Source organism: Vibrio sp. QJM3NY_15 (genome assembly GCF_057785995.1).
Genome location: NZ_CM173517.1, coordinates 3,136,043 through 3,150,989 on the forward strand (window position 1 = coordinate 3,136,043; position 14,947 = coordinate 3,150,989).

The following is a 14,947-nucleotide window of genomic DNA, read 5'->3' on the forward strand; positions in this document are numbered from 1 at the left end:
ATATATTATAGATCGTCGATGTAACCTAACGAGCGAAGTGCACGCTCATCGTCAGCCCAACCAGACTTAACTTTAACCCAAGTCTCTAGGTAAACCTTACGACCGAATAGTTCTTCCATATCAATACGAGCTTCACGACCAATCGTTTTGATCTTCTCGCCCGCTTTACCAATCACCATTTTCTTCTGACCAGTACGTTCAACAAGAATCAAAGCGTTGATGTGGAAACCATCGTTATCTGGGTTGTAATCAAAACGCTCGATTTCAACCGTTACTGAGTAAGGTAGCTCTTCGCCTGTGAATCGCATCAGTTTTTCACGGATGATTTCAGAGGCCATAAAGCGCTGTGAGCGATCCGTTACGTACTCTTCAGGGAAGTGGTGCGTCGCTTTTGGTAAAGAATTACGAACGTGCTTACGCAGTACATCGATATTCTTACCTTGCTTCGCCGAGATTGGCACAACATCCAGGAAGTCCATCTTCTTAGACACTTCCATCATGTGTTGCATCACGTCGGTACGGTCTTGAACGTTGTCTACCTTGTTAATACAAAGGACTACTGGGAAATCTGTTTTTCTCAGCTTGTTCAGTACCATTTCATCGTCGTCAGTCCAGTGAGTACCGTCAACAAGGAAAAATACTAAGTTCACATCGCTCAGTGAGCTGTTCGCCGCACGGTTCATCAAACGGTTGATTGCACGCTTTTCTTCGATGTGAAGTCCAGGAGTATCAACGTAGATCGCTTGGTAATCACCTTCAGTTTCTACGCCCATAATACGGTGGCGTGTTGTCTGAGGTTTACGTGATGTGATCGAGATTTTCTGACCCAAAATATGGTTCAGAAGCGTCGATTTACCTACGTTTGGTCGACCTACGATAGCGATGAAGCCACAGTGTTGGTTTTCCGGTAGGCCCGTTTTTTTGCTATCAGATGAAAAGAATGCATCGATATCGAAATCTTGATTGTTATCAGACATTGCTTAGTTGCTCTAATGCTGTTTCAGCAGCCGCTTGTTCTGCCTTGCGGCGGCTAGTGCCTTTACCGATAACAGGTTTATCCACACCTGCCACTTCACACTCAACCGTAAACTCTTGGTTGTGTGCTTCACCTTTAATATTAGTCACTGTGTAGACAGGTAGGGGATTTCTTCGACCTTGTAAAAACTCTTGTAGGCGAGTTTTCGGATCTTTTTGAGATACACCAGGCTGAATAGACTCTAGGCGAGATTGGTACCAGCTTAAAATAATGCGGCGAACAACCTCGGTATCACTATCTAAATAGACAGCACCGATGATCGCTTCTACTGCATCCGCTAGAATAGAATCACGACGGAAACCGCCACTCTTCAACTCACCTGGACCTAATTTTAAGTAATCTCCTAGTTCGAATTCACGACCTAGTTCTGCCAATGTATGACCACGTACTAATGTTGCGCGCATGCGGCTCATATCACCTTCGTTTACCTTAGGGAAACGGTGGTAAAGATCATCAGCGATAACAAAACTTAAAATTGAATCGCCCAGAAACTCAAGACGTTCGTTATGTTTACCTGCGGCGCTGCGGTGAGTCAGCGCCAGATGGATAAGATCGGCATCATTAAACTGATAGCCAATCTTTCTCTCTAGTTTATCAATTGGAGAATTCATGCTCTCTCGATGTGTTATGTGATCGATTAGTGAATCCCACCGATGCGATTAAAACGCACACCAGTAGGAATCCATGTTGGAAGTACACTGTCTGAACCGCGTTCGAATTCGAAGCTGATCCAAATAGCAACGGCCTTACCAACAAGGTTTGCTTCAGGGACAAAGCCCCAGTAACGGCTATCAGCACTGTTGTCACGGTTATCACCCATCACAAAGTATTGGCCTTCTGGAACGATCCACTCGTTAACACCATTGCGGGGTTGATATGCTTGCACACGATCACGACGTAATGGGTTAACTAAAATTTGGTGCTCCACGTCACCCAGCTGTTCATTCAGCTGAATCAGAGGCACACCGTCTTGAATAAATTGGCTTTCTTCTACGTGACTTAGTTTCACTGGTTCACAGCTACTTGTACCCTTCGCTTGAATGCAAACCTCTTTGCGGCTGCTGTAGCGAATGGTGTCGCCAGGCATACCAACAACACGTTTGATGTAGTCGATATTCGGCTGAGGTGGGTACTTAAATACGATTGAATCACCGCGTTCTGGCTTGCCTGTTTCTACCAATTGAGTGCGCCAAACTGGGTCTTTTAGACCGTACGCGTACTTCTCTACTAAGATGAAATCACCAACCAAAAGGGTTGGCATCATCGAACCAGATGGGATTTGAAACGGTTCATAGATGAATGAACGCAAGATCAAAACAAATGCAATTACCGGGAAAATGGACACACTGTTCTCAACCCACCAAGGCTGAGCCGTAACTTTTGCGCTGGTTTCAGCGTCTAGGCCATTCGATTGTGCTTCAACGTCAGCCAGTTTTTGTTGGCGTTTCTTCGCCCACACAAACTTTTCCAACGCCCATACAATGCCAGTCACTAGAGTTACGATCACTAAGATAAGCGAAAATGTATTAGCCATTGATATCCCTTAAATTTCATTTCTTTAAAAATAACGAAAGTGAAAGAATAGCGAGCTACTCTTCCACTTTCAATTATTCGTTTAATGCTGGATAAAGTTAGTCTTTACCAACATGAAGAATCGCTAAGAATGCTTCTTGAGGCAGTTCAACGTTACCGATCTGCTTCATACGCTTCTTACCTTCTTTTTGTTTCTTAAGAAGTTTCTTCTTACGACTGATATCACCACCGTAACATTTTGCGATTACGTTCTTACGCAGTTGTTTCACTGTAGAACGAGCAATGATGTGGTTACCAATCGCGGCTTGAATCGCGATATCAAACATTTGACGAGGGATGAATTCTTTCATCTTCTCAACCAATAGACGACCACGAGACTGTGCAATGTCTTTGTGCGTAATGATAGCCAGTGCGTCAACCGTTTCGCCATTAAGCAATACGTCTACACGAACCATGTTCGACACTTCAAAACGTTGGAAGTTGTAATCCAGTGACGCATAGCCACGAGATGTTGATTTCAAACGGTCGAAGAAGTCTAGAACCACTTCTGCCATTGGCAGGTCGTAAGTCACAGCAACTTGCTTACCGTGGTAAACCATATCAACTTGAACACCACGTTTTTCTACACATAAGGTAATTACGTTACCTAGGTAGTCAGACGGTACAAGGATATTACAACGAGCGATAGGCTCACGGATTTCTTCTAAATCATTAGTCGCAGGCAGTTTAGCCGGGCTATCAACGTAAAGAATGCTGCCATCCGTTTTTACAACTTCGTACACTACGGTTGGTGCCGTTGTGATTAGGTCTAGGTCGTATTCACGCTCTAGACGCTCTTGGATGATCTCCATGTGAAGCATTCCTAAGAAGCCACAACGGAAACCAAAACCAAGTGCTGCCGAACTTTCTGGTTCGAAGAACAGTGATGCATCGTTAAGGCTTAGTTTGCCTAGTGCATCACGGAAGTTTTCGTAGTCATCAGACGATACTGGGAATAGACCTGCGTATACTTGAGGCTTCACTTTTTGGAAACCAGGTAGACGTTCAGTGCTGCCGCCTTTTGCAAGCGTCAACGTATCACCAACAGGTGCACCAAGGATGTCTTTAATACCACAAACAACCCAGCCAACTTCGCCAGTATTTAGCTCAGTTGTGTCGATTTGCTTAGGTGTGAAGATACCTAGACGGTCAACACCCCAAACTTGGTCTGTCGACATTACTTTAATCTTGTCGTTCTTCTTCAGCTTACCGTTCTTGATACGAACCAAAGAAACAACACCTAAGTAGTTATCGAACCAAGAGTCGATGATCAGCGCTTGTAGCGGCGCTTCTGGATCACCTTCTGGTGGTGGGATAGCAGTTACGATGTTTTCAAGAACGTCGTCAACACCGATACCGGTTTTTGCGGAACAACGAGTCGCTTCCATCGCATCGATACCAACGATCTCTTCGATTTCTTCAGCAACACGCTCAGGTTCAGCTGCAGGTAAGTCAATCTTGTTCAAGATTGGCACTACTTCCAGCTCCATTTCGATCGCGGTGTAACAGTTTGCTAGAGTTTGCGCTTCAACACCTTGACCAGCATCCACAACCAATAGCGCGCCTTCACAAGCGGCTAGAGAACGAGATACTTCGTAAGAGAAATCTACGTGTCCTGGAGTGTCGATAAAGTTAAGTTGGTAAGTTTCACCATCTTTCGCTTTGTAATCTAAAGTCACACTCTGCGCTTTAATTGTAATACCACGCTCGCGTTCTATATCCATAGAATCGAGGACTTGAGCTGCCATCTCACGTTCACTTAACCCTCCACAAACTTGGATTAAGCGGTCAGAAAGGGTCGACTTACCGTGGTCGATGTGGGCGATAATCGAAAAATTACGAATGTGCTTCATAGGCTTGGTGTGACTAAACTCTTTGAATAGGGATAATAAGAAAGCCGCGACGCGTCCAATCTACAGTCAGCATTGGTGGCGGCATTTCAATCAAGTTGGCAGATTCTACCCAATTTAAGGGCAAGAAGCATCATAAATTAGACGAGAGGCTCGCCTAGGATTCGAATCAAGACGACTTCTTGCTTGGATTTGTCTTCCATAGGTTTGGCTAACCGCTTCGCTAAAGCAATACCACCAGCAGTAAACAGCGCAGCACTTAAGATAACAATGCCCTCGCCCCCTTGGAGTAAGGGTTGTAACAAGAGTTGTCCAAAACCAGCACCAATCATCAACATGAAAAGTGGAATGAGGTAAACAATCGCCGCCGACTGAAGTAAGCTTTTTTCTGGAAAGCCAATTTCTACGATTTGTCCTGCTTTAACCAAACTTTTGGTTTTAAGCTGCCAAAACAAAGATTTATTGCCGACAGCTTTAGTAACAATACCGGTTCCACAGCTCTTTTGAGAAGAACAGCTACTGCAACTGGTTTGTTGTTCGCAGCTCAGATGAACAAAAAATTGCTTACCTTTTTGTTCGACTGAGCTGACGGTAGCAAGCGCGGTCATCATTGCGCTGGAACCGAATTAGCAAACTTGATCGATTGAGCAATACGCTTAGCGGTTGCTGGCGGAATGTCACCCACCACAGAGATTTCGCGGTCTCCATTCACTAAACTGTGTAACGTTCTGCGTCCTTGACGCACCAACTGGCCTTTCAATGAATGTTCATCTTTATCGGCAACGTACACCGAGAAACTGAATAATCCATCACTGAACAGTTGGCTTTCAACCATTTTATTGGTTGCCGCCATCGGATAACGACTGAGTTCTTTGGACTTAAAGCCTTCCGGAATCCAAGACACTTCCCAGTTTGTTTCACTCACTAAGCCTTCAGGTAATGACAGTACTTTCGGCAGTTGAGCGCTATTCAAGCCCCCCATTGCCTCTGCAATTTTGTCATTCACCACGTAAGAAATAGTGCGGTACTGCTCTAAGACTTCACCGTCACGATCAAGAAGATCGGCACGTAAAGGAAGATTGGTTTTTTCGTCAACCCATACGACATAAGAGTAGCGAAGCCCGTCTTTTGGAACCACTCGCAATACTTGTGTGGTACTTCCAGCTTCACGAGCTCGACCCACTTTCACGAAATCGTAGTAATCGTTGAGCGCGTCAATATCTCGGTTAATCATAGGAATGACAGGTGCAACCATACTGCCAGACTGGATAGTGAATGGTTCTGTACCCGGTTCTATATAGCTAACTTCGTCGCCACGTCGAATGACTTCGCGAACAGGGCCGCTTAAGTAAACAAGGTGTGCGAGTTGTTGGTCGTCGTTAACTGCATGACGATAAAGCAGAGGTTCAATACTGCTCTTCTTTATCAAAATATAGGAGAGTTCGTAATTTAGATGCTGACTGGCCTCGTTCATTTGATGCAATAACGCCTTTGCAGTAATTTCCTCTGCAAAGGCCGTTGGAGACATCAAGCTGAACAGTGTCAGTGCACTGACCAGGATTTTCTTCATTCAATGTCCGATTCTAGATGTGCATCTTGCATTGGCGATGCATCACTGTTTAATCTTAGCTGTAACTCATAATCTTCTAACAATGCATGAACGCGTTTGCGCTGCTCTTGCAAGTTAGCTTCAGATGCTGGTTTCTCAACAGAGTCACGCGTTAAGCTTACTGGTTCAGCAGAACCCGCAAACGGAATCGTCTGGAGTACAGGCAGCTGTTCTGGTGCTGCTGGGTCACTGCCACCATATTGTTGAACACCTAACACAACAGCTAGAGAAACACAGGCTGCAACGGCAACTTGTCCAAACTGTTGTAACCAAGCAGGAAGCTGGCGCTTCGCTTGTTGAGGTTTCGGTTGTTCTTCAATTGGAGCAACAACAGGTTCTACATTCACTTGGTGCAAGTTCGACATTGAACCGTGTGCTGGCTCGCTTTCAAGCGCAGCGGCAACACTGTTAGCAATGTTCCAACCTTGACTTTCTGGCGCATCCCCACGCATTACATCACCAATTAAATGGTAATTCTGCCAGGTATCCATGCTTTCTTGATCAGACTCCAACTCTGCAATCAGAGCTTTGTCGATCATTTCTCCATCCATGAGTGTCGAAAGCTTTTCTTTATCAGCCATTATTTTCACCATAATTATTACAAGTTCTAGCGTTGTAAAAGAGGTTTAATTTTCTTTTCCACTGCTTCACGAGCTCGGAAAATACGCGAACGTACGGTTCCTACAGGGCAATCCATTACTTCTGCAATCTCTTCGTAGCTCAAACCTTCGAGCTCACGCAGCGTCATTGCAGTTTTTAAGTCTTCTGGTAACGCTTCAATCGCACCAAAAACGACTTGTTTCAATTCTTTGGACAGCGTTAAGTTCTCAGGGTTCGATATTTCTTTTAACGCGCTGCCTGTTTCGTAATATTCTGCATCTTCTGCATCAACATCTGTTGCTGGCGGCCTGCGGCTCTGAGCAACAATATGATTTTTAGCGGTGTTCACGGCAATTCGGTACAACCATGTATAGAAGGCACTTTCGCCACGAAAATTAGGTATCGCGCGGTAAGCTTTAATAAAAGCTTCTTGTGCTACATCAGGTACATCACCAGAATTATTCACGTATCGAGAGATAAGGTTACACACTTTATTTTGGTACTTAACCACTAGTAAGTTAAATGCCTGCTTATCTCCACTCTGCACTCGCTCAATCAACACTTGATCGGTTAGCTGCTCGTTCATTCGAGCGGGTACTCCTATTGTTATAACCCTTACCTTCGCAGATATGGGTACTAATTATGCGAAATGTAGTATTGACACCACCGTCTACAAGAGCACTATTGTGACTAAGCCAAATACTGAAAGTTCCAACTTTCTTAAAATTATTTGCCATTATTGTTTCACAATGTGATGTAATAAAAATAGCTATCCCTATTAATTTGGGGAAACTTGAGCAAAAGCAATGGTATTGAGCAATTAAATATTTCTAGATAGCTGTCTATATCTTGATTTTGCATAGCGTTTTAGGATGGCACTGCGGGGATTATAACAGTCTTACCCCAACTCCTAAAACAAGACAGAGTCAATTGAGAGTGGACAACTCTACTATAGCCCGGGATTTAATAAGTTTTATGAACGCAAACCGTGAACATCAGTGTGATGTATTAGTGGTAGGAAGTGGTGCGGCAGGCTTGTCATTAGCCTTACGTGTAGCAGAACATGCAAAAGTAATTGTATTAAGCAAAGGACCACGTAGCGAAGGATCGACGTATTACGCACAAGGTGGTATTGCCGCGGTATTCGATGAATCAGACAGTATTGAGTCTCACGTAGAAGATACTCAAATTGCTGGTGCTGGGCTATGTGAAGAAGATACAGTTCAATTCATTGCTGAAAATGCAAAAGAGTGTGTGCAGTGGCTAATTGATGGCGGTGTTCCATTTGATAAAGATGAGAACAGCACCGAAGGCCAACCTAAATATCACCTCACTCGTGAAGGCGGACACAGCCACCGCCGAATTTTGCACGCTGCCGATGCAACTGGCATGGCGATGCAAACCTCACTACAAGACAACGTCAATAATCACCCTAACATCGAGATCTTTGAGCGTCACAATGCGCTTGATTTAATCACAGAAGATAAAGTCGGTGGTTCGAAAGACAAAGTTATCGGTGCCTACATCTGGAACCGTAACCAAGAACACGTAGAAACCGTGCGTGCTAAATTTGTGGTACTTGCAACTGGCGGCGCTTCCAAGGTTTACCAATACACTTCAAACCCTGACGTCTCTTCAGGTGATGGTATTGCTATCGCTTGGCGTGCTGGTTGTCGTGTCGCAAACCTCGAATTCAACCAATTCCACCCAACATGTCTATTCCACCCAGAAGCGCGTAACTTCCTTCTGACAGAAGCATTACGTGGCGAGGGCGCTTATTTACGTCGCCCTGATGGTTCAAGATTCATGAAGGACTTCGACGAGCGTGGTGAACTGGCTCCTCGTGATGTGGTAGCTCGTGCGATTGACTTTGAAATGAAGCGCTTAGGCGCAGACTGCATGTATGTCGACATCAGCCACAAGCCTGAAGAATTCATTACCGCGCATTTCCCAATGATCCACACGCGTTTGATGGATTTGGGTATCGACATGACCAAAGAGCCGATCCCTATCGTACCGGCTGCCCACTACACTTGTGGTGGTGTGATGGTGAATAAGCAAGGTCAAACCGACTTAACTAACTTATATGCGATTGGCGAAGTGAGCTACACCGGCCTACACGGTGCGAACCGTATGGCTTCAAACTCATTGCTTGAGTGTGTGGTATACGCATGGGCTGCAGCGAAAGATATCGTTGAGAACATCGACCAATCTCAACTGTGTGCTGAACTGCCTGCATGGGATGAAAGCCAAGTCACCAACAGTGATGAAGAGGTGATCATTCAACACAACTGGCACGAGCTAAGACTGTTCATGTGGGATTACATGGGTATTGTTCGAACGGATAAACGTCTAGAACGTGCAATGCGCCGTATTCAGATGCTGCAGCAAGAAACTCATGAGTACTACAGCTACTTTAAAGTTTCGAACAACCTGCTTGAACTGCGTAACTTATTGCAAGTGGCTGAACTGATGGTGCGTTGTGCGATGCAACGTAAAGAGAGCCGAGGCCTGCACTACACGTTGGATTACCCAGAGCTTGCAGAAGACAGCGGCCCAACCATTCTCACACCAGAGAGAAACCAATCATAACCATTGGTTAAAAGTTATTAGCGGCTTAGTACGTTAACCAAAAGCAATCAAACGAAAGGGAGCCAAGTGCTCTCTTTTCTTTTATCTACACTTTCTTTTATTTGATGCTCTAGCTTATCTCGCGGGCTCGTTGTAGGTTTGCCAGAAAATGTCGATACTCACGCTCATCACAACTATCTCGCCATAACATTACCGAATGTCCACATTCAAAACTCAGCTTAACGAAAAATTGCGCCCAAACCTTATCGACGGTCTTGAGAACATAAGGTTGGCCATTCAACCTAACTTCCCCATAGTGCTTGTAATCGAAACAACCTTGAGCCGCATTAACCACAACCGTATCGGTTTTGAATAAAGAGATCATGAGATAAAAACAGTAGAGACTGGCAACAAGAGGGATGGAGGTGAATACGATGAAAAACAAAAGGCACCCAAAAATAGTGCCTTTTGCAAATAATGCGGAATATGAAGGGTTAAGCTGAAGCCTAACGAACCTTGCTGAGGTTATGCGCGACAATTTTATCAACCATTGATGCATGACCTAGGTTTTCACTGCGCCCGTGTCCCATCACCCAAGTAAACAAATCTGGGTCATCACACTCTAATAGAGAAACAAACTCGCGCTGTTCCTGCTCTTGCAACGAATCAAAACACTCTTCAAAAAATGGCATGATGACTACATCAAGTTCTAACATGCCGCGACGGCAACCCCATTTAATTCGTGCTTTCTGCTCTGCAGTGTACATTGGCTATCCTCACCTATAATTTTTCTTTCTCGGAGTGTAACAAGTCATACGCTCTGCAACTACTATGTGAGTCACAGTCCCTATCTAAGCTCACAAAAAAACCTAGGCTGACAAAGAAACAGAACCGGATTAACATAGAGCCAAATAAAATTCTTAGGAAAGATAAAATGGATTGGAAAAACACATTTCAGCCGCTCGCTCATACGCAAAATGAATCGCTTCCAGAACTGATGATGACACACGTGTCAGATTGGAGCGCAATTACCATGATAGGCGATGACAAAAAGTCGTACCTACAAGGTCAAGTTACGTGCGATGTCGTCACTCTTCCTAATGATGAATCTACATTAGGTGCGCATTGTGATGCGAAAGGAAAGGTATGGAGTATCTTTCGCTTGTTCCACCACAACGGTGGCTACGCACTCATGCAGCCTAAATCGGCAATTGAAGTCGAGCTAGTTGAAATCAAGAAATACGCCGTATTCTCTAAGGTTGATATCGAGCAAACGTCTGACGTTGTTATCGGTGTGATGGGCGCGTCCGCTGATCAATATATTGACTCAATTTCAGAAAGCCAAGGTAAAGTGCGAGTTATCTCTGGTGGCACCGCTGTTCAAGTCTCTGACAACCGTTGGGCTCTACTTGTGACAGAAGAAGCCGCTGAAGCTTTGGTAACAAGCAGCACAGCAGAAAAAGTATCAGAAGCACTTTGGCAGTATCATGAAATTCTTGATGCTCAGCCGAACCTATCGAAAGCAGAGCAAAACGAGCACATTCCTCAAGCACTTAACTTACAAGCGATTGGCGGTATCAGCTTTTCAAAAGGCTGCTACACAGGTCAAGAAACGGTTGCTCGTGCTAAGTACCGTGGCATGAACAAGCGTGAAATGCGCATTGTTTCTGGAACGACTTCAGATGTACTGTCTCTTGAAAATACGATTGAACTAGAACGCAGCGTGGGTGAAAACTGGCGTGGCGCAGGCCGACTATTAAACGTGTATCAATTTGCTGATAACCACGCGATGGGCTTGATGGTGTTACCAAACAATCTTGATGACGATGTTCAGCTTCGATTAACAGCACAACCTGACCAAGTGTGGAGCATTCTGCCACTGCCTTACAGCCTTGACGAAGAGTAACCACGTGGAAACTCTGATTACACAATGGTTGGATCAACAGCAGGTGAATTATCGCCTGCTGATGCAAAGCAAACCAACCACCAGCATCGAAGAGACAGCGCAAGAACGAGGCATCGATGCCTCTCAAATGGTCAAGTGCATCCTGCTCAAGGATATGGGAAACCAGTATGCGTTAGCCTGTATTGCTGGTGATCGCTCTGTCGATCCTAAGAAAGTACGCTCGGTACTGAATTGCCGTCGAATGACCTGCGTATCACTGAAAGATGTTGAAGCCATCACTGGCTTTAAGGCTGGATGTGTCGGCCCGCTTGCTCTGAAGAGACACATGCCGATCATTTTTGATCCTTCTCTTCAGAATAACGCCTTCGTGACGATCAGCTCTGGTGATCGAATGGCTGGCGTCGCATTGGATCTCGATGATCTTATGGCTTTGTGTGCCCCTATCGTCGCAGAGATCTGTCGATGATCCACTCTAAGGCGTAATTGATCGCAAACCTCACTTAAAGTTTTCATTAAATACATATTTTGTGTGAAGTTCGTCATAAGAAAAACACATTAATAGTAAATATTTAATCAAATTAAAAGCATAAGTAGTCACAAGGTTAAATCTGCGTTATTGTTAATTTACTGACTAGCCTTTAGGTAAATCAGTACAAGTGAATCCACTGAGTAACATCAGTATCCACTTTTGTGTAATGCATCTGTGACTATTCGCCCGTTTTAGACGGGCTTTTTTTATGCCTAAAATTTACAATTTGATTACACAAATAAAAAAATCCCGCCTATTCTTATACTTGTAACATCTCTACTGCTTAATACCGAACAGGAAAGTTCATGGCAGTTTCCCTACTCACTATTATTTTGAGGAGAAGCTCACGTAAAAATAGATATTTACTACAGGAAGTGCTTAGAACAGCACAAATATCTAATAAACGTCAACTCTGCTGCATATTAATCCACGCTTATCACAATTATTATCACGGATTTTTTCTATAATATGCAGGCTAGGTAAATATAAGGATAATTAAGAATGAGACTGTTTAAGCGCTATACACCGGGTATGATTGCTAAACATGTAAGTCGACTTTTCAAAGGACGAATCTACATTTACGGCGTCGGCAAATTTGAGTTTGATAATGGCAAGCTCGTACTACCGGAGCGAGCAGAGAAACGTCATTTTCAAACCGTGAAAGAGATCAACAGTGAAATCATGAAGCTGCGTTGTGCATACGCCTAATCTGATTATCTAAAGAATTCGAAATAAAAAGGGTTGGCATATTAATGCCAACCCTTTTTTAGTACTTATGATTCTGAAAACCTGTTCTGTCGCGAGTTATTCGTTATTAATGCTCAACAACTTAACCATTAAATCACTATCGGTGAGTCACAGGACGTTTTGCTAAATCAGGAAGGTTCCCAGATAAACCAAGTGCTCTTTTCATGATTTCATCTTTCGCACCAGGCAGTTGACCCGCAAGCTTCATACCGATGCCACGAATCAGCTTCTTGGCTGGATTGTCACCTTCAAACAGATCTTTAAAGCCCTGCATAGACGCAATCATCTTCGCCGCCTCTGCTTTCCTCCAGCGCTCGTAGCCACGAAGGTTACGCTTAGTACCAATGTCCTCGCCAGCAGCCCACAGCGTTAACAGCTCTTGCGCTAAGCTTGCAGCATCTAATAGTCCTAAGTTGACACCCTGCCCCGCTAACGGGTGAATCGTATGAGCAGCATCACCAACCAAAGCTACACGCTCTACCACGAAATCTCGCGCATATCGCATACGTAACGGGAAGGCGAAACGCTCACCAACCACTTCGCACAATCCAAGCTTGGTATCAAATTCAGCCGTTAGCTGTTTATTGAAATCAGCATCCGACATGGATACAAGCTTCTCGGCACGATTTGGTTCCGTAGACCAAACAATAGAGCTCATATTCGTTGGTTGCATTGGCAGGAACGCCAACGGTCCTTGCGGTGTGAATATTTGACGAGCAACACTGTGGTGAGGCTCTGTTGTTTTGATGTTCGCGACAATCGCACTGTGGCCGTAATCCCAATGTGTTAGTGGGATATCTTGCTGCTTGCGAACCCAAGAGTTTGCACCGTCAGCTCCAACAACTAACTTAGCGGTCAGCGCTTGGCCATTGTCTAGCGTTAACCATGCTTCGCTCTCACCAATCGCCATCGTTTTGCACGTAGCTGGCATGTATAGGCTGACATTGTCTTGTTTCTTAACCTGATCAAGCAGCGCTAATTGAATTACGCGGTTTTCTACAATATGGCCTAGGTTAGGCTGTGCTAAGCGTGTCGAGTCAAACTCGATGCGAGCAAAGCTGTCTTGTTCCCACACTTCCATCGCTTGGTAGGGCGCAGCACGTCTTTGTTCGATACCTTGCCATGCACCTAGGTTACGCAGAATGACTTCACTCGAACGGCTCAGTGCCGACACTCGCACATCGGGTAATTCACTTAGTCCTTCACTGGGAGCTTTGCCTTCAATCACCGCAACTCTTAAGTCACTGTCTTTCAATGCGGCCGCGAGCGCTAGGCCAACCATGCCACCGCCAACAATAGCGATATCAACACTTTGCATCATTATTTTTTACCTTATCTATCTACTAGGCCAAGCGTATGACGCAAAAGTGGACCTTTAAGAGATGGGAGGTTATCGATTACGGCTAACCCAAGATTACGCCCAATACGAGCGGTCATAAAATCATTTGAGAACAGATGAACGAGGCTTGAAGTCAACGTAATCGTCGTGTCTCTGTCTTGTTCTCTACGCTTTCTAAAGTTAACAAGACCAGTGTAACGCCCAACATCATCCAGTTGGTTACATAACTCTTCAGCCAAAGAAGCGACATCACGAATGCCGAGGTTAAAACCTTGGCCCGCAATGGGGTGAAGCGTTTGAGCAGCATTGCCTACGATCGCAAAACGATGAGAAATATTCTGCTGGCGATGACGAAGAATTAATGGGTAACTCGCACGCTTGCCCACTTTTTCTAATCGACCCAATCGCCAACCAAAATCTTTCTGCAGTTGCTCAAGAAATTCATCATCGCTTAAAGCGGTGACTTGCTGCGCTTGCTCTGGTGGCAGACACCAAACCAACGATAAACGATTGTCACTCATCGGTAACAGAGCAACTGGCCCATGATGAGTAAAACGCTCAAAGGCTCGACCTTGATGAGGTTCACTAGCAACAATATTGGCAATCACAGCAACTTGTTCAAAGTCATGTTCACTCAATGGGATATTCAGTTGCTGACAACAGGTTGAGATAGCACCGTCAGCTGCAACCAATAACTTAGTGGTTACTGTTTGCCCACTTGTCAGCTCAATCGTCGTTAACGATTCATCACGTTCAACGGTTCTAACAGACTCAGGGCAAAGCATCGTAATTGCAGCTTCTGATTCTAATTTCTGCTGATAGATCCGACCAACATCCGCCAACTCAACCACGTAGCCAAGCGCATCGACAGCAAGATCTTCACTGTAGATGTCCGTCATTCCAGCATGACCTCGATCTGATACATGAATATCTTTGATCGGGGTTGCAACGGGAGCGATAGATTGCCACAACTGCAAAGAGTCAAGGATCTGCACAGTGCCATAAGACAAAGCAATAGAACGTGAATCGAATCCAGGATGAGCTTGATGATCAACCTGATAAGGCTCCACTACCGCAATAGACAGAGAGCCTTGACTTAAGTGGTTCAGAGCAAGGGCTAAGGTTGCCCCCGCCATTGCACCACCAGCAATTACAACATCATACTGAGCCATCATAACCTCAAGCGAG

At 44.8% G+C, this 14,947-nt stretch carries 16 protein-coding genes; 4 read left to right on the forward strand and 12 right to left on the reverse strand.

The features are described from left to right. Positions 1-5: 5 nt before the first annotated feature. The 8 genes from era to rpoE form a co-directional block, all read right to left on the reverse strand. A complete protein-coding gene (gene era, locus AC3CKG_RS13925; protein ID WP_004735384.1) occupies positions 6-977 on the reverse strand; it encodes a GTPase Era in 972 nt (323 codons plus the stop codon). Further along, on the reverse strand, positions 970-1,647 hold the full coding sequence (gene rnc, locus AC3CKG_RS13930; RefSeq protein WP_004735383.1) for a ribonuclease III: 678 nt from the start codon (positions 1,645-1,647) through the stop codon (positions 970-972). Before rnc ends, era begins: the two co-directional genes overlap by 8 nt. A 26-nt stretch (positions 1,648-1,673) precedes the next feature. Continuing rightward, positions 1,674-2,570, reverse strand: a complete 897-nt coding sequence (gene lepB / locus AC3CKG_RS13935; protein ID WP_017108144.1) for a signal peptidase I — start codon at positions 2,568-2,570, stop codon at positions 1,674-1,676. 97 nt (positions 2,571-2,667) lie between these two features. Beyond that, entirely contained in the window at positions 2,668-4,461 is a 1,794-nt protein-coding gene (gene lepA / locus AC3CKG_RS13940) for a translation elongation factor 4 (protein ID WP_017108143.1), read from the reverse strand. Positions 4,462-4,598: 137 nt separating this feature from the next. Next, positions 4,599-5,069 (reverse strand): SoxR reducing system RseC family protein, encoded by a 471-nt coding sequence (locus AC3CKG_RS13945; protein WP_017108684.1) that lies wholly within the window; start codon positions 5,067-5,069, stop codon positions 4,599-4,601. Next, the gene (gene rseB / locus AC3CKG_RS13950) at positions 5,066-6,028 is read right to left on the reverse strand and encodes a sigma-E factor regulatory protein RseB (protein WP_017108141.1); all 963 of its coding nucleotides are present in this window, start codon (positions 6,026-6,028) and stop codon (positions 5,066-5,068) included. The genes AC3CKG_RS13945 and rseB overlap by 4 nt, the downstream gene beginning before the upstream one ends. After that, the gene (locus AC3CKG_RS13955; RefSeq protein ID WP_029223232.1) at positions 6,025-6,648 is read right to left on the reverse strand and encodes a sigma-E factor negative regulatory protein; all 624 of its coding nucleotides are present in this window, start codon (positions 6,646-6,648) and stop codon (positions 6,025-6,027) included. The genes rseB and AC3CKG_RS13955 overlap by 4 nt, the downstream gene beginning before the upstream one ends. Positions 6,649-6,674: 26 nt before the next feature. Then, positions 6,675-7,253, reverse strand: a complete 579-nt coding sequence (rpoE, locus tag AC3CKG_RS13960; protein ID WP_008223963.1) for an RNA polymerase sigma factor RpoE — start codon at positions 7,251-7,253, stop codon at positions 6,675-6,677. A 389-nt stretch (positions 7,254-7,642) separates the two neighbouring features. Between rpoE and nadB the strand changes: the two genes are divergently transcribed. Next, positions 7,643-9,259, forward strand: coding sequence for an L-aspartate oxidase (nadB, locus tag AC3CKG_RS13965; RefSeq protein ID WP_017108682.1), 1,617 nt, complete (start codon positions 7,643-7,645; stop codon positions 9,257-9,259). A gap of 109 nt (positions 9,260-9,368) precedes the next feature. Here the strand turns inward: nadB and AC3CKG_RS13970 are convergent, their stop codons facing one another. Next, on the reverse strand, positions 9,369-9,797 hold the full coding sequence (locus tag AC3CKG_RS13970) for a protein YgfX (protein ID WP_488528498.1): 429 nt from the start codon (positions 9,795-9,797) through the stop codon (positions 9,369-9,371). After that, positions 9,745-10,005: an FAD assembly factor SdhE gene (locus AC3CKG_RS13975; protein WP_004735374.1), complete on the reverse strand. Its 261-nt coding sequence runs from the start codon at positions 10,003-10,005 to the stop codon at positions 9,745-9,747. The genes AC3CKG_RS13970 and AC3CKG_RS13975 overlap by 53 nt, the downstream gene beginning before the upstream one ends. A gap of 167 nt (positions 10,006-10,172) precedes the next feature. Here AC3CKG_RS13975 and ygfZ point away from each other — a divergent pair, with 167 nt between their 5' ends. The 3 genes from ygfZ (at position 10,173) to AC3CKG_RS13990 (ending at position 12,381) form a co-directional block, all read left to right on the forward strand. Next, positions 10,173-11,144 (forward strand): tRNA-modifying protein YgfZ, encoded by a 972-nt coding sequence (gene ygfZ / locus AC3CKG_RS13980; protein ID WP_102518301.1) that lies wholly within the window; start codon positions 10,173-10,175, stop codon positions 11,142-11,144. 4 nt (positions 11,145-11,148) lie between these two features. Further along, positions 11,149-11,610: an aminoacyl-tRNA deacylase gene (locus AC3CKG_RS13985; protein WP_280541203.1), complete on the forward strand. Its 462-nt coding sequence runs from the start codon at positions 11,149-11,151 to the stop codon at positions 11,608-11,610. Positions 11,611-12,174: 564 nt separating this feature from the next. Next, positions 12,175-12,381, forward strand: coding sequence for a DUF1107 domain-containing protein (locus AC3CKG_RS13990; RefSeq protein WP_017108134.1), 207 nt, complete (start codon positions 12,175-12,177; stop codon positions 12,379-12,381). Between the two features lie 136 nt (positions 12,382-12,517). Here the strand turns inward: AC3CKG_RS13990 and AC3CKG_RS13995 are convergent, their stop codons facing one another. Next, positions 12,518-13,741, reverse strand: coding sequence for an FAD-dependent 2-octaprenylphenol hydroxylase (locus AC3CKG_RS13995; protein WP_488528499.1), 1,224 nt, complete (start codon positions 13,739-13,741; stop codon positions 12,518-12,520). An 11-nt stretch (positions 13,742-13,752) separates the two neighbouring features. Further along, positions 13,753-14,931 carry a 2-octaprenyl-6-methoxyphenyl hydroxylase gene (gene ubiH, locus AC3CKG_RS14000; RefSeq protein ID WP_102485695.1) on the reverse strand — a complete coding sequence of 393 codons (1,179 nt, stop codon included), beginning with the start codon at positions 14,929-14,931 and terminating at the stop codon, positions 13,753-13,755. Positions 14,932-14,947 lie beyond the last annotated feature (16 nt).

Bases quoted from the DNA above. Each gene is read 5' to 3' on its own strand.
- ygfZ (WP_102518301.1), top strand. From the start codon at position 10,173: ATGGATTGGAAAAACACATTTCAGCCGCTCGCTCATACGCAAAATGAA.
- lepB (WP_017108144.1), bottom strand. From the start codon at position 2,570: ATGGCTAATACATTTTCGCTTATCTTAGTGATCGTAACTCTAGTGACT.
- rseB (WP_017108141.1), bottom strand. From the start codon at position 6,028: ATGAAGAAAATCCTGGTCAGTGCACTGACACTGTTCAGCTTGATGTCT.
- AC3CKG_RS13975 (WP_004735374.1), bottom strand. From the start codon at position 10,005: ATGTACACTGCAGAGCAGAAAGCACGAATTAAATGGGGTTGCCGTCGC.
- era (WP_004735384.1), bottom strand. From the start codon at position 977: ATGTCTGATAACAATCAAGATTTCGATATCGATGCATTCTTTTCATCT.
- rpoE (WP_008223963.1), bottom strand. From the start codon at position 7,253: ATGAACGAGCAGCTAACCGATCAAGTGTTGATTGAGCGAGTGCAGAGT.
- AC3CKG_RS13955 (WP_029223232.1), bottom strand. From the start codon at position 6,648: ATGGCTGATAAAGAAAAGCTTTCGACACTCATGGATGGAGAAATGATC.
- AC3CKG_RS13970 (WP_488528498.1), bottom strand. From the start codon at position 9,797: ATGCATCAATGGTTGATAAAATTGTCGCGCATAACCTCAGCAAGGTTC.
- nadB (WP_017108682.1), top strand. From the start codon at position 7,643: ATGAACGCAAACCGTGAACATCAGTGTGATGTATTAGTGGTAGGAAGT.
- AC3CKG_RS13945 (WP_017108684.1), bottom strand. From the start codon at position 5,069: ATGATGACCGCGCTTGCTACCGTCAGCTCAGTCGAACAAAAAGGTAAG.
- AC3CKG_RS13990 (WP_017108134.1), top strand. From the start codon at position 12,175: ATGAGACTGTTTAAGCGCTATACACCGGGTATGATTGCTAAACATGTA.
- rnc (WP_004735383.1), bottom strand. From the start codon at position 1,647: ATGAATTCTCCAATTGATAAACTAGAGAGAAAGATTGGCTATCAGTTT.
- AC3CKG_RS13995 (WP_488528499.1), bottom strand. From the start codon at position 13,741: ATGATGCAAAGTGTTGATATCGCTATTGTTGGCGGTGGCATGGTTGGC.
- lepA (WP_017108143.1), bottom strand. From the start codon at position 4,461: ATGAAGCACATTCGTAATTTTTCGATTATCGCCCACATCGACCACGGT.
- ubiH (WP_102485695.1), bottom strand. From the start codon at position 14,931: ATGGCTCAGTATGATGTTGTAATTGCTGGTGGTGCAATGGCGGGGGCA.